Raw genomic sequence first — 13,979 nt, 5'->3', positions numbered from 1 at the left:
AAATAAAACAACTATATGCAGCTTACCACAGAGGCGATGGCCCGCAAACTGCATTTCGGAGGCCGCGCCTGCCAGGCTGGCGGGTTCTCCCTTCTGGCCGGAGCCTGAGCGGCTCCGGCGCCTGCAAAATACGCAATGGCCTCAGACGAAAATGAAATCGTCGATGGCCAGGGTGACTGTTGCGGTGTACTCGTCCACGCCATCCGTTGCGGTATAGGTGAAAGAGGTACTTTCACCCGCTTCCAGCAGATCCCCCTGGTTGCGGAAGTCGACCACGCCGCTGGAGAAGACGCGGAACTGCCCGCCACCATCGCCATCAAAGAACTGGCCCGTGATGTCGCCATGACCCTTGATCGAGATGATCTCTTGCATGCCGGGATCGTTGGCCAAGACAAAGCTTCCATCGTTCAGGCGGGCCAGCCGGAACCAGCTGGAGCCGGCCTCGGAGAGGTCTTCTGCACTGCGTGAGAACAGGTCGTCGCGGGCCTCGGGCGGTGTATCGCCTTCCTCGACGGTCACGCTGATGGTCGAGGTGGTTGTCTCGTCTTCGACCCCGGAGATCGCCACCGTATACTCGATGGAGGTTGTCGTGCCGGCCTCGACAAGGCCATCCTGGTTGCGGAATTGCACGACGCCACTGGAAAAGACCCGGAACTGGCCACCGTTGTCGCCGTCGACCCAGGTGCCGACAGATCCGGCGCTGCCGTTGATCTGGGCGACTGTGGCACCGGCAAAATCATTCTTCAGCGCATGGGTGTTGGAGCTGATGCCCCCCACGACGATCAGATCCGTGCCGGCGGCGTTCAGTTCCTCCTCTGACAGCGCATAGCTGTCGGCATTGGCATAACCACCGAACCAAACATCGACTGTTGCATTGCTGCTGAGGTCTTCGTCATCGGCAATCGTGTAGGTGAAACTGGTTGTTGTCCCGGCAATGGCTTCGTCCGGCGAGAATCGGAAGTCGATCACCCCGGTGTCAAAGACGCGGAATTCGCCGCCATTGCTGCCTTCGAACCAGACATTGAGACCCGCTGTGCTGACATCGAAACCATTGTCATTGATGGTGATGATCCGCAGTGGGTCGTCATTGGGGTCAACGTCGTTTGCCAACAGGGTGGTATTGTTGGACAGGGCGCCGAGCCGGGAGTAGGTGCCATGACTTTCCACCGGTACGAAGAAGAAATCATTCTCCGCCACCGGAGCAAGATTTTCTTCTTGCAGCAGATCGACCGCTGCCGTGGCGGTCGCGGTCAGCCCGTCGGCATCGGTGATTTCGTAGGTGACCGTGCTGCGTTCTCCATCGCTTACCTCATCGTCCGGGTCGGAGAACCATATGCGGCCCTCTGCGTCGATCATGAAGAAGCCCCCGGCCGAGCCGGCGACCCAGGTGCCGACCTGGGCTGCGGATCCGTTGACACGGCTCACCGCAATGACGTTGCCGTCATAATCGCCGTCATTGTCGAGGACCGAGGCCTCCCCAGAGGCATTGCCGAGCCGGATACCGGTCTCGCCTGCATCCCTGACGTCTGTGCGCGCGGCATAAAAGTGGTCCTGCATGGCCAGTGGCGCCGCAGGGTCATTGCTGGCGGCGCCCAGCAGCCGGGCCACCACCTCACCGGTGTCCTCCCGGATTTTCAGAATGTCGTTGCCGGACTGTTGCGACAGGATCGTTACCCCGATGGCATCGAATGCAGAGGTGTCGATCACGTCAAAACCGGAGTAGAAATCCGTGATGGTATCAGTGCCACCGCTGGTGCTGAGGACAAAGCGGTCTGCCCCGGTGCCTCCCGAAACCGTATCTTCCCCTTCCGACAGGAGGAGCGTGTCATCGCCTTGATCGCCGAACAGCAGGTCATCGCCGCCGTAGCCAAAAAGCGTATCGTTGCCGATCCCGCCGAACAGGACATCGTCATAGTCGGGATTGGCGTTTGCCACCTCATAGACAGTCCCGTCCCGCTTGGTCGTGATATACATCTCGCCGTTCGGCCCCTCGCCAAAACGGATGTCGGACCGGGTCCTGTCAATCATCGACAGGATATCACTGTAAACGATGGGGGTCGTGGTGGGGTCACCGTCGTGATCGAAGAGGATCGGCACATGCGCCGGTGTGACCCAGCTTACATCCGCAATACTGCCGCCTTCCGGGATCACCGAGCTGGTGTTCAGCATCTCCTCAAGGTCGGCGACGTAAAAGCGGCCCCCTTTTGCGAAATCACCGAAGATGAACATGCCGTTCAGCACCGAGTCCGTGCGAATTGCGTGCCCACTGGCGATGGCCTGCCCGCCGCCAACCTGCCCTGCAATCGGATTGCCGTCCTGGTCGTATTCCACAAATCCATAGTGGCCGATAAAGACCGACGGGAAAATGAACTGTTCGGCGATGGCAAGGGCCGTGTCTTCCTCCGTCAACGGCTGAACCCCGACCAGGGTCCCGGGGTGGGTGTTGAGCGAGAAAATCCCCTCCACGACGGACCAGCCGTAGTTGCCTCCGGCAATCACATGGTTGAGCTCTTCGGCATTGTCCCGGCCGACATCCGCCACAAACAGATGAACATCGCCATTTTCATCCATGGAGAAGGAAAGCGTATGCGGGTTGCGGAACCCAAGCGCATACACCTCGTCCAGCATCTCTGCATTGCCGACAAAGGGATTGGTGTCCGGCACGCTATAGGGGGCGTCCTCGGTCTCCAATGGGTCGATGCGCAGGATCTTGCCAAGCGCATCATTGCGCTGCCCGCCGCCAGAGGTGGCGGACTGGATCGACCCGTCGCCGTGGGCGATGTAGAGCAGGCCATAGTCTTCGTCGCCAGGTTCGGCGTAGGGATTGAATTCAATCTGCCGGATCGGATGGTCATCCACCGGCACCGAGACCCGCAGAATTTCGCGATAGCTGCCGGGGATCACATCACCGGTGACAGGATCAACCGTGAACTCCACCAGCACGCTGTCGCCATTTTGCTCGCCGTCATAGACCGGGCCAATGTAGGAGTGTTCAGAGCCGTCTTCGGGGATCTGCTCCATCATCGAGGCATAGAATTTGCCGTTCTCTTCGAAATCAGGATGAAAGGCGATCCCGCGCAAGCCACCAAAGACATAGTTGCTGTTGTCGATGTCGCGACCGGTCGAGGAAAACACCTCTGCCCCGACGTCAAACCACAGTTCGGTTTCAAATGTGCCATCCCCATTGGGCGTGAGTTCGTAGATCAGCCCCTCGCCATCGACCGACCCGTCTGTTCCGGCAAAATAACGGCCCGTCTTGGTGTAATCAAAGCTGTTGAAACGCTGATTTGCCCCGGCGCTATTGGTCGGAAATTGCGCCACTTCGGTCAGGACGATCGCCTGATCTCCGGTGGGCAAGTCTGACGCAATGCGGTCATCGTGATAGGACTGAGCCTGGCCTTCGGGCAGAGTCACTTCAATCTCGATTGTCGCTGTTTGCGTAACGCCACCCTGAGTGACGGAATATTCAAAGGTGTCCTGGCCGGTGAACCCTTCAAATGGTTTGTAATATGGCACCCCGTCAATAATACGAATATCGCCATTTTGCGCACCACTGAATTCAATGGTGCCAGAATTCAAATCTGCCGCATCATCATTCGCGTCAAAAGCAATCGGTATCCAATTTGAATTTGACGGTACGGAAAAGTTATCATCATAAATAGCCAAAGCTAATTCCCCACTAGAAAAACCACATCCACAACAATCTATGGCATTTTACGTTAATTTTTGTCAATATGCTTCCATTATCCCCCGCACGTTCTGGCCTGGAGATACGGGAGCGCCTGAACATTCTGTTCAAGGTGTGACGCGACAGGCCTTGAAAGACCCGTTCCGCGCGTGCTCATCTCATCTATGGCGCGTGAAGGGCGCCATATATTCTTCCTTAAAGGGAGGGCCTTGACGGGGGCGACTCTGAGGTCTTGAGGTCAAGAAAAGTGTTCTGGGTGTAATTCCCGTAGGCCAGTCCGATTGTAACAAAAAGATGTCGCCAGTGAATCCCCCCCACGACGTTCATCAGGATAAACAAGCCTGCCATAATGGCCAGAATAAAGGCGTATTTCAGCCATCCATCTTTGCCTTCGAATGTTTTCACAAGGCACCTATAGGCGGCTGCAAAGTAAATAATGACGAACCCGAAGCAGGCTAGAATTCCATTATTCACGGCGAATACGACAAACGTATTGTGAGGTTCTATTCCGAATTTAAATACGACCTGGTTTGGCCCAACGCCAAAAGGGTGGTCGAGGATGTGGAATAAAGATTCAAAAATATGATTGAAGCGCTCGCTGTCGTATGACTGAAGCGATACCCTTTTGCTGAAGTAGCTGCCCGACAAGGCGCCGAAGATGTCATCTGCAAAGATGAACAGCACAAAGGTGGCGCACCCCAGCACCAGACAGCCGGCCAGAAACACCTGATAGGCGGTCTTGCGATAGTTCAGCAGGGCCAAGAAGAAGATGAAGATCGTGACGATCCCATGGATCCAGGCCCCGCGCGAGAAGGTCAGCAAAAGGCCGACCATCAGAATGCCTGCGATGGGCAGAAAGAACAGACGCTTGCGGGCGTCTTCGATCAGGGCCCAAAGGGCACCGAGCAGGGGCATGATGAGATAGGGGCCCAGAACATTAGGGTCCTTGAACGTGGACCGGATCCTGGAGCGATATTCGTCCCGAAAGAAGATTTCGCTGTTTGGCAGCACGTCCAGCCAGGCGAGGATGCCAATGAGCGAGGTGCAAAGCCCGCCAAAGATCAACATCAGGACCACGGCGCGAAACGCGTGATCCCCATAGTGGCGGGCCCAGTAAGCGGTCACCAGGAAAATCAGCAACATATAGATTTCGATGATGACGGCGCGCACTGAAACCAAAAAATACTGCTCAACCATCGTCAGGGACAGGAACGAAAACCAAACGAACAGAATGATCCCAAGCGTTTCGATGCCCCCGACGAGCCGAACGGGTTTGAGCCCGGCCAGGCCGAGGATCGGCACCCCCAAGAGGAACAGCAGGTCCGTCAGTGCAGGCTCGATCATCACCAGAAAGCTTGTCGCGAGGGCCAGCAGGTAGAAACGCCATGCAAGGGCATGCCAGCCAACGACATCGCGAGCGCGGGTGTAAAAGGTTTCAATCATAATATGTACTTTAGGCTAGGCGATTTGCCAGTCGCCGCGACTATGCATGAGGCGGCCGTCATTCGCACGCGAAAATCGTGCTCTGCCTGTGATCGGCGGCCCTTCGGGCGCCGTGAGGTTCGCTGCCGGTCATTATTTCCGCAGGCCCTGCCCCCTGGACTTGCCTGGAGGGCAGGAATGCGACAATGTCTGACCAGTTTTGAGAACCGATCATGACGCTCTTTGCCCGGCTTCAGAACGGGTTGGCGCGTTTTCATTCAATTTTGTCAATGTCGCCAGTTTGTCAATATCGTCAGTGTTCAGATCATTTTTGCGGCGCGCGGGGAGGCTCGATGGGTCGTTGGGACGAAAAACTCCAGCAGACACGCATTCCGCGGCTGCAGCTGTGTCACTCTTGCGTAACATCACCATGCAATTCGACGCTGTCTCTCGGACATCCATGAGGCAACCGCCATGGCGGGGGCGCCGCAAACAACAGTGGCAAAGAGGCCGGGCAATGGGCCCAAGGTATTCAGGTCAATATGAAAAAGAAGATTAGCAGCTATATCTCCTTCTGGCACGATGTTTTGTCGCTTCTGCGCTATGCGGAGGGGCGGCTGACCTTTCTGGTCTTTATCGTGGCGGTTCTGGAGGCCATCCTCGGCATTGCGATGCTGTTCGCCATCAAGGTCCTGGTCGGGTCTGTCGCGCAACAGGGCAGCAGCGAGGCGGATCCGTTCAACAGCCGGACCCTGTTTGCGCTTGGTCTGACGTTGGCGGCGCTGATCTTTGGCAAGCTTCTGGCCTCTTTCGGCAACTACCTGCGGGCCAAGCAGAGCCTGCTGGTGGCCGATGTGGTGAACGAGGAGATCCAGCGGCGCACGGTGGCGGCGGATCTCAGCTTTTTTGACAGTGCACTGTATTATGATGCGCTCGAACGCGCCCGCGAAGTTGGGGCGCAGCGCCCGGCAGAGGTGATCTCCAACGCGCTGACCTGTCTGCGCAGCCTGATCCTGCTCCTGGGCATCGGTGTGGTGATCGTCGGGCTGGACTGGCGCATCCTGCCGGGGATTGCCCTGGCCCTGGCTCTAACCCTGATCGTGCAGCTGCAGACCACCGGCATGCGGTTTCGCTGGATCACCCAGCGCATCCAGCTGGAGCGCAAGGCCGCCTATCTGGACTGGCTGGTCACCTCGGAACAATATGCCAAGGAAGTGCGCCTGTTCCATATCGGGGACAATCTGCGGCGTCAGTTCCGGGGCCTGCGCGACACCATCCGTGAAGCGCAGATCCGGATCGAATGGGTGCGCGCCTCGCGCGAGACGATGATTGCGCTGATCGGCGGTCTGGTGTTCATCGGCTCGGCCTATCTGGTCGCCACATCGGCGCCCGACAATGCCACGGCGCTGAGCGCGCTGGTGCTGCTGGTCGTGGCCTTTCAGCGTGCCGAGGCGGCCGGGCGCTCGGCGGTACAGAGCCTGTCGCGGCTCTATGACGACCGCCTGTTCCTGGGCCAGCTGTTCCAGTTCCTGGCGATCGAGCCCACCATCAAGGTGCCGGCCAAGGTCACCCCCCTGCCCGACAAGCTGGAAGATGGCCTGCGGCTGACCAATATCCAGTTCTCATACCCCCGCAGCGCGACCCCGGCGCTCAAGGGGGTGTCGCTGCACCTGCCACCGGGAAAATTCATCGCGCTGGTGGGCGGCAATGGCTCCGGAAAATCGTCTCTGATCAAGGTCATGTGCCGACTTTACGATGCTCAGGACGGGCAGATCACCCTCGATGGGGAGGATATCCGCAACTTTGATCCGGTCGCGTATCGGCGCCAGTTCGGGGTCGTGTTCCAGGATTTCGGCCATTATGCCTTTACCGCGCGGGAGAACATTCACCTTGGCGATCTGATGCAGCCCGCAGATGGTCCCCGCATGACCGAGGCCGCCCGGCTGGCCGGCGCCCATGAGATCATCGAAGCCCTGCCGAAGGGCTATGACACCATGCTGGTGCGGATGTTCGATGATGGTCAGGAGTTGAGCGGCGGGCAATGGCAGCGGGTGGCCCTGGCGCGGGCCTTTTTCCCGCAATCGCGTTTCCTGGTTTTGGATGAACCCACCAGTGCCACGGACCCCAGCGCGGAATCGGCCCTGTTCGACAGGTTCCGGGAGAAGCTTGGCGATCGATCCGCTCTGGTCATCAGCCACCGTCTCTCGACGATCCGCTCCGCGGATTACACCTATGTGCTGGACAAGGGGCGAATCGTCGAGGAGGGGCGACACGAAGACCTGGTTGCCGCGAAGGGGCGATATTACACGATGTTCAAGGCCCAGATGCCAGACTAGCGAATCTCTTTGAGGCCATTTGGGGCTCTGCAGGGGGCGCGCGGGGGAATACGGTCCGTGGGTCACAACTCCCGCAAGAAAACGGCCCTGAAACGACGGGAGCGCGGGTCAGGTTGCCGCAAATATGCCCGTTGGCATGCAAAAAATTGAATCCTGCCGAGAGTTTGCTTTGGATGAAGGTTAAAGATGTGTTAAACATTTAAGGACCCAGTGCTCCACAAATGACTTAGAGCACGTAGGTTGCTTATTTTTTCGGAGGTATGTTTACCAATGACTGACAACACAACAAAGATCACGTATGTTGCTCCTAGCCTGTGCAAGAAGGGGCGTGTTGAAGCTCTGACCGCAGGCACCAGCAAGGGCGAAAATGGCGATGCCGCTTTCCCCGTTGGCACCCCGTTCGGAGACCTGACGTTCTCCTGAACGACAGTGGTGTTTTCTGGACTTTACTGCAGAGCAACACAACGTAACAAAATGTAACGAGAAAGGCTTATCCGATGGAAAAGCAAAATTACATTGCACCCCGCCTGGATTTCAAAGGCTCCGCTGAACAGGTAACGCAGGGCGCAAGCTGCCCTGACACATACCTCGACGCGAGCTTCCCATCCGGCACCCCGCGTGGGAGCTACACTTGTACTGAAGACTCGTCTTCATTCTCCTGAGATATCTTGGGGAGGCGGGAGCGTTTCTGCCTTCCCATTTCGATTTGATTTGAGACGAATTCGTATGCGTTTTTTCTGTGTACGTGTTTAAATAGTGTGAGAATTTCAATGAAGAACCAAAATCCCTATGTATCGCCGCAACTTAAATGTGTCGGGCGCGTTGAAGATGTAACGCAGTTCGGCCATGGCAAGGGGAAGGGCAAGCACGGCTGGGGCCATTCAAAGGGCAAAGGCTGGGGCCATGACAAAGCCAAAGGCAAAGGTCATGACCGCGATGCCTTTGATGCCTTTTCATAAGTGTTTCGTCCTGTAGTTTGAATTATCATGACACATTCCCAGAATGTTGACGTATCTTTAGCCGGACCTGCCTATCAGGCACGCCCGGATGTTGTAGCTTCCGATATTGGCGGCCACTGGGCGCTGTTGGATCTCGAAACGAGCCTCTATTACACATTGAACGCCACTGGCGCTGAAGTGTGGAACGCGATGCAGGCTCCGGTCCCCCTCAGCCATCTTGTTTCAACCGTTACAGCCACCTTTGATGTGTCAGAAGACGCGTGCCGCGCTGATGTCGAGGCCTTGGTGGATGACCTTGTCTCCGCCGGGCTTGTGACGATGACAGAGCCTCCGGGCGATGCACAGATTTAAGGCCTGGATCCGGCGAGGGCTGTTGTTCCTGCTCTGCCTTGGGGTTGTGATTTTTGTGCGCATTGCGCTTTATCTGGCGAAATTCACCCAGATCCGCAGGTGGTTGGTGACCCCGGCAGATGGCAGCCGTGACAACGCTGCCCGCGCCCATGTGGTGGCGCGTACGGTGTCACGTGCCGCAAGATACGTGCCCAAAGCAACCTGCATGACACAGGCGCTGACAGGTCAGGCAATTCTGAGCTGGTTCGGCGTTCCAACGGATCTCATTATCGGTGCGGCCAGCGCGGCGACGCCCGATGTGGCAGAAGCCACGGATTTTCATGCCTGGCTGATCTGGCAAGAGACTGTCATTCTGGGCGGCGAGGAGCTGACACGACGTGACTTCTCTGCATTGTCCCGTATGTCATCGCAGCATGTATGACCGTTGAATTTGCTCTTCTGGCGTCTCCTGCGCGTGATGCCGCGACAGAGACCCGTCTGCAACGATTTCGACAATTGCCGACGCGGCCGGGAAACCGTTCCGACATCACGCCACAGCACCGGGATGATGCCCTTTACGAAGATGATGACATTCATCTCTGGGTCAACAGATCAGACGCGCTGCTGCAACTCGGTGCGCTGACCCTCTGCGGGCGGATCAGACCAGACAATCGCCCCGCCCTGCTGGAAAAACTGACACAGAGCCCGGGCTTGCCAGAAGAATTGAGCGACCTGGCGCTGGTTTTGCAGCTGTGCGCGGCCCATGGTCCCGAGGCGTTGCAATGGCTCTCCGGCAGCTTTGCGCTTGTGTTGTGGAACCGCGACACCCGGGAGCTGCATGTCATCCGCGATCATTTCGGCACTTTGCCCGTCTATCTGGTCAACCGCCCGGAACAGATGGTGCTGGCCAGTGATCTGCGCCTGGCGGCACATTTGGACGGCCATCCGCTGCGGCCTCGCCTTGACACGGTTTCGGCCTATCTGATGGGGTTTTCAGATGGCGAGACGGGCACCGCCTTTGCCGATCTTGAGCGCCTGCCAAAGGCGCATCTGTTGCAGTGGCAGCCCGGCTCCGCACCGGTGCAACGTCGCTATTGGCAGTTGGAGCTGCCGGAGGTGATGCCATTGGCCGCGGCGGTTCCGGCGTTGCGGCAGGAATTGACGCGCGCGGTGCAGGTGCGTCGGGGCAATCCGCAAGAAACCGGTTGCATGCTCAGCGGCGGGCTCGATTCCTCCACCATTGCGGTGCTGGCCGCGCCGCCTGCGCGCGCGGTAGCTCCGGCCCTGCGCACCCTGTCCTTTGTCTACCGCGAAACCGACAGCTATGACGAAAGCCGCTTTATCGCGGATGTGAACGAAAAAATCGGGGCCGATCCGGAGCTGATCCGGGTGGAGGGCGCACCGCAACCGGATCAGCTCCGCCTGCTTCTGGAGGAGCAGTTCGATCTCTGCCCGGCGCCGGGGCTGCTGAAAAGCCGCCGCATCTACGCCGAGGCCCAGGCGCGCGGGATGACCGCCCTGCTGGATGGGCATGGCGGCGACGAGGTGATCTCGCACGGCTATCTGCGCCAGGCCGAGCTGGCCGCACAAGGGGCCTATTTCCGCCTCTGGCGCGAAATGCGGGGCGCCGCCCGCGTCTATGGGCAGCCGCTGCTGGAACCTTATCTGCTTTACATCCATCGCTATGCGCCGCTGCCGCGCCACGGTCTGGTGCGCCGGGCGGTTGGGTGGATCGGGCGCAGGATTGAAGTCAAACCGCCGTTTCCTATCCGTTTCAGAACGCTGCTGGATGAAACCTTTTGCAAGGACCAGGACGTGGAGGCCCGCCAGGCCAAGGCGGAACAGTCCTATGGTGCGCCCCCGGACGCGCCGGATGAGCGTCTGGCGCATCTGGGTAATCTGAGCATTCCACTGATGTCCCAGGCCTTTGAGGTGCTGCATCGCAGTGCTGCCGCCCAGGGCATCGAGCCAATCTACCCCTTCTTTGACAAGGCACTGGTGCAGCTCTGTCTCAGCGTGCCGTCCGAGGGCAAGCTGCGTGATGGCTGGAGCCGCCGCATTCTGCGGGATGCGATGGAGGGGCTGTTGCCGCCGACCGTCCAATGGCGACCGGACAAGGCCAATTTCAGCTCCGAACTGTCGGAGTTCATCCTGGCCTATCTGGAAGATGCCGACCGCTGGCATCGTGTCAACACCAGCCTCGCGGGGATTGTGGATCTCGGCACCTTTGAAAAGTGGTATGACTTGCTCCGTGATGGCCCCAAAGATAGCGCCGCCACCGTGATCCAGATCCTGTGGCGCAGCATCTATCTGGCAGCCTGGCTGGAGCGACTGGACCATTGGAACGCATGCCAACAAGAAGGAACTCTGTGGTGAGCTCTTTTCAATATCGCGCCTTCGGGCAGGTGATCGCCTCCGAATTTCCCATTGATGTTCTGGAGCCGGCACCGGATGAGACCCCGACCCTCCAGGTGCGGCTGGCCAGCGGGCTGCGTCGGGGCAGGCAGGCCGAGGATCCCTTTTTTGATATCACCCCGCAGCGGCAGTTCTTTGAATGGGCGGCGGTGGGCGCCTTCGAGATCACCGACCCCAGCTGCATCTTTGTCGACCCCCGGCCGGATGTGTCCTGGCGGCTGGTCAGCCAACCGCTGCTGGGGATCGTGATTTCCGTGGCGCTGGAACGGCTTGGCCTGTTCTGCCTGCATGGTGGCAGCGTTGATGTGAACGGAAAGGCGGTGATCGTTCTGGGCGACAAGGGGGCGGGCAAATCGACCACTGTCTCCAGCCTGCAGCGGGCCGGGCATCGGTTGCTGACCGACGATCTGGTGGCGATGGATTGCGGCGACCTGACCCGGGCGCCGCAGGTGCAGACCGGTTTTCCTGCGGTCAAGCTCTGGCCGGATTCGGCCAAGGCGCTGGCGGTGGATACCGAAACTGGCACCGAGCTGATCCACCCCTCGATCACCAAGATCCAGAAACAGATCGATCCGACCCAAATGGCCCGGCCCACCCCGGCCGGTGCGATCTTTCTGCTGTCGCCCCGGCAGACCGGCGAAACCCGGGCCGAACGGGTGCCGGAAACAAGCGCCCTGGAGGCGCTGCTGTATTTCGCCTTCATCGCCCGCTTTGGCAATACATCCCTCGGGCCGGCGCATCTGGGGCAATTCATGAAACGCTGCTGTTATGTGGTGAAGACAACGCCGGTCTACACCTTGCATATCCGCAGGGATCTGGACCGGTTGAGTGATCTGGTGGCAGAGATCGACCGTCAGGTGATGGAGCTCTCCTGACCCCAGGGCGCGCCACAGGTCGCGCCCTCACCGCAAACGCCCGTTTTTCCATATCGGCCGGAAAATCCCACCCCGCAGATCCGGATTATATGCTGCTCCAAAACCATCTTTCCTCTATACTGGCGACAGATATCGCATGTCGCGTCCTGCTCGCTCTGCCGCGCTTTGACGGCGGACCCCGGCGGCAGGAACGGGGCGTGTGCCGACGTATTGATTTGTGATTTCATTGGATTCGACATGACACTCAAGATCCGCTGCTGCCTTCCTCAAACCTGTCGGCTGACAGGGCTGTTGCCGCTTTGGGCGTTTTTCTGCGCCCTGGTCCTGTCCGGCGTGTTCGGCGGAGCCGGCAGCGCCGCCGCCCAGTCCAGCCCGGCCCAGTCCAGCTCCCCGATCCGGGAATATCTGCTGCAGCCGGGCGATGGACTGCAGCTTTCCATGCCCGGCCTGTCGGCTGTGTCCTGGGAGGCGACGATTGATATTACCGGGCAGATCCGGTTTCCCTTTGTCGGTCAGCTGCCAGCCGCCGGGCTGACCCTGCCTGAATTGAACCGGCAGATGGAAATCGCCGCCACCGGGCTGGAGGTGCAGGTCTATCAGGGCGGTGAACAGGTGGTGTCGGTGCTGTCCGGCGAAGAAGTCTACCTGCAGGTCACCCGCTACCGCCCGGTCACGGTGATCGGCGACATCCCGCAGCCCGGCAGCATCGACTACGTGCCGGGCCTGACCCTGCGCGCCCTGCTGGGCCAGGCCGGCGGCGTCAGACTGTCGGAACTGGCCGGGGTGCAGGCGCCGGCGGATGCCACCGTGCGGTTGCAATCGGCGCTGCAGACCCAGAAATGGCTGCGCGCGCAGGTGCTGCGCAGCCGTATCCTGCTGGAGGCTGATATTTCGGACACCGCCGTCAGCCCCGAGGACAGCGCCCAGCTGCGTGACTACCTTGGCGAGACAGAGGCCGCGGCCGCAATCTCGGAGATCGAGATTTCCCTGCGCGAGCGGCAATACCAGCGTGATGATCTGCGCGAACGCATCAAACTGACAACCAACCGGGTCGACAGCCTTGAGCAGGCCTATCAGAATTATGAACAGGCCTCCGCCTCCGAAGAGGAGCGGCTGCAGCGCATGCTCACCATGGGGGACCGGGGGCTGGTCACCGCTGATCGCGTCAGTGAGGCGCGCAATTCGGCCCTTGCGGCCTCGACCCGGCTGCTGACGGTGGGTTCTGACATTTATGAAGCCAAAGCCGAGTTGCAGCGGCTGAAAGAGGAACTTACCCGGCTGGACGATGTTTTCCGCTCCAATGTCCTCAGCGACAAGCGGCGGTTCTCGCAGCAGCTCTCCGAGGTGACCGCCCAGGTGGACAGCCTGCGTCTGCTGCTGCTGACCAGCAGCGAGAGCGACACAACCACGCTGGAGCTTCTGGTGCACCGTGGCACCGGCGACAAGGAACTCACCACCCAGGCGTCGCTGGGGGATCTGGTCTATCCCGGCGATGTGGTGGAAGTCATCCTGCGCACGCCCGACACGAACTGAGCCCAAGCCCCGCGCGCGCCATTCGGGGCCTTGGCGGGCTGATCTGGGCACGCGGAGGGCGGGCAGCGGCATGGGCGCTCTGTTTGAGCCTGCGACCTCTGCCTGTCTCCTCTCGTTCCTCAGAACAGGAAATCATCGGCATCAATCTGATCCGGGTGCAGCCCCGACAGCCGGATCTCGCCGGCACCGGTATCGACCACCGTGAGCCGCCCCGCGCGTGAAATGTCGAGCGCCTCATAGGTGACGCGCAACGCGCTCAGGTCGATCTGGTCCAGCTCCGGGCGAAAGTCGCGGATCTTGTCCTCGCCGTGAGCGCGAGAAAACACAAAGACATCCGCGCCGCCGCCGCCCCGCAGCACATCATCGCCGCGCCCGCCGGTGATGTGATCGGCGCCGCCGCCGGCATTGATGCGGTCCGCGC

At 59.6% G+C, this 13,979-nt stretch carries 11 protein-coding genes; 8 read left to right on the top strand and 3 right to left on the bottom strand.

Annotated elements, in window-relative coordinates; translation table 11 throughout:
- Positions 1 to 141 precede the first annotated feature (141 nt).
- Together TRIHO_RS07830 and TRIHO_RS07825 are read right to left on the bottom strand one after the other, a co-directional pair.
- Entirely contained in the window at positions 142 to 3,666 is a 3,525-nt protein-coding gene (locus TRIHO_RS07830) for an Ig-like domain-containing protein (RefSeq protein ID WP_165595895.1), read from the bottom strand.
- A 217-nt stretch (positions 3,667 to 3,883) separates the two neighbouring features.
- Positions 3,884 to 4,990, bottom strand: a complete 1,107-nt coding sequence (locus TRIHO_RS07825) for an O-antigen ligase family protein (RefSeq protein ID WP_232367736.1) — start codon at positions 4,988 to 4,990, stop codon at positions 3,884 to 3,886.
- Positions 4,991 to 5,652: 662 nt separating this feature from the next.
- On the opposite strand from TRIHO_RS07825, the gene TRIHO_RS07820 reads away from it, so the two are divergent.
- From TRIHO_RS07820 to TRIHO_RS07790, 8 genes are all read left to right on the top strand, one after another.
- Complete coding sequence (locus tag TRIHO_RS07820; protein WP_068241779.1) at positions 5,653 to 7,446, top strand: ABC transporter ATP-binding protein; 1,794 nt, start codon at positions 5,653 to 5,655, stop codon at positions 7,444 to 7,446.
- A gap of 270 nt (positions 7,447 to 7,716) precedes the next feature.
- Positions 7,717 to 7,869 carry a putative RiPP precursor gene (locus TRIHO_RS23540; RefSeq protein WP_106406166.1) on the top strand — a complete coding sequence of 51 codons (153 nt, stop codon included), beginning with the start codon at positions 7,717 to 7,719 and terminating at the stop codon, positions 7,867 to 7,869.
- Positions 7,870 to 8,216: 347 nt separating this feature from the next.
- On the top strand, positions 8,217 to 8,405 hold the full coding sequence (locus TRIHO_RS07815) for a hypothetical protein (protein ID WP_068241778.1): 189 nt from the start codon (positions 8,217 to 8,219) through the stop codon (positions 8,403 to 8,405).
- A gap of 27 nt (positions 8,406 to 8,432) precedes the next feature.
- Positions 8,433 to 8,756 carry a PqqD family protein gene (locus TRIHO_RS07810; protein WP_068241777.1) on the top strand — a complete coding sequence of 108 codons (324 nt, stop codon included), beginning with the start codon at positions 8,433 to 8,435 and terminating at the stop codon, positions 8,754 to 8,756.
- On the top strand, positions 8,743 to 9,177 hold the full coding sequence (locus TRIHO_RS07805) for a lasso peptide biosynthesis B2 protein (RefSeq protein ID WP_068241775.1): 435 nt from the start codon (positions 8,743 to 8,745) through the stop codon (positions 9,175 to 9,177). Before TRIHO_RS07810 ends, TRIHO_RS07805 begins: the two co-directional genes overlap by 14 nt.
- Positions 9,174 to 11,111, top strand: a complete 1,938-nt coding sequence (locus TRIHO_RS07800; RefSeq protein WP_068241773.1) for an asparagine synthase-related protein — start codon at positions 9,174 to 9,176, stop codon at positions 11,109 to 11,111. Before TRIHO_RS07805 ends, TRIHO_RS07800 begins: the two co-directional genes overlap by 4 nt.
- Complete coding sequence (locus TRIHO_RS07795) at positions 11,108 to 12,025, top strand: phosphoenolpyruvate carboxykinase (ATP) (RefSeq protein ID WP_068241771.1); 918 nt, start codon at positions 11,108 to 11,110, stop codon at positions 12,023 to 12,025. The genes TRIHO_RS07800 and TRIHO_RS07795 overlap by 4 nt, the downstream gene beginning before the upstream one ends.
- Positions 12,026 to 12,262: 237 nt before the next feature.
- A complete protein-coding gene (locus tag TRIHO_RS07790; RefSeq protein ID WP_131811184.1) occupies positions 12,263 to 13,558 on the top strand; it encodes a polysaccharide biosynthesis/export family protein in 1,296 nt (431 codons plus the stop codon).
- A gap of 119 nt (positions 13,559 to 13,677) precedes the next feature.
- Here TRIHO_RS07790 and TRIHO_RS07785 read toward each other — a convergent pair.
- A partial coding sequence (locus tag TRIHO_RS07785; RefSeq protein ID WP_207498648.1) for a M10 family metallopeptidase C-terminal domain-containing protein occupies positions 13,678 to 13,979 on the bottom strand: 302 nt, incomplete at its 5' end.

This window comes from Tritonibacter horizontis, from assembly GCF_001518015.1.
In the GTDB taxonomy this organism is placed as follows: Bacteria; Pseudomonadota; Alphaproteobacteria; order Rhodobacterales; family Rhodobacteraceae; genus Epibacterium; species Epibacterium horizontis.
Note: the sequence above shows the minus strand (reverse complement) of the source record. Positions and strands in the feature narration are given on the sequence as shown.

Excerpts from the sequence above, each read along its gene's own strand:
- TRIHO_RS07820 (WP_068241779.1), top strand. The coding sequence starts at position 5,653 with ATGAAAAAGAAGATTAGCAGCTATATCTCCTTCTGGCACGATGTTTTG.
- TRIHO_RS23540 (WP_106406166.1), top strand. The coding sequence starts at position 7,717 with ATGACTGACAACACAACAAAGATCACGTATGTTGCTCCTAGCCTGTGC.
- TRIHO_RS07815 (WP_068241778.1), top strand. The coding sequence starts at position 8,217 with ATGAAGAACCAAAATCCCTATGTATCGCCGCAACTTAAATGTGTCGGG.
- TRIHO_RS07810 (WP_068241777.1), top strand. The coding sequence starts at position 8,433 with ATGACACATTCCCAGAATGTTGACGTATCTTTAGCCGGACCTGCCTAT.
- TRIHO_RS07805 (WP_068241775.1), top strand. The coding sequence starts at position 8,743 with ATGCACAGATTTAAGGCCTGGATCCGGCGAGGGCTGTTGTTCCTGCTC.
- TRIHO_RS07800 (WP_068241773.1), top strand. The coding sequence starts at position 9,174 with ATGACCGTTGAATTTGCTCTTCTGGCGTCTCCTGCGCGTGATGCCGCG.
- TRIHO_RS07790 (WP_131811184.1), top strand. The coding sequence starts at position 12,263 with ATGACACTCAAGATCCGCTGCTGCCTTCCTCAAACCTGTCGGCTGACA.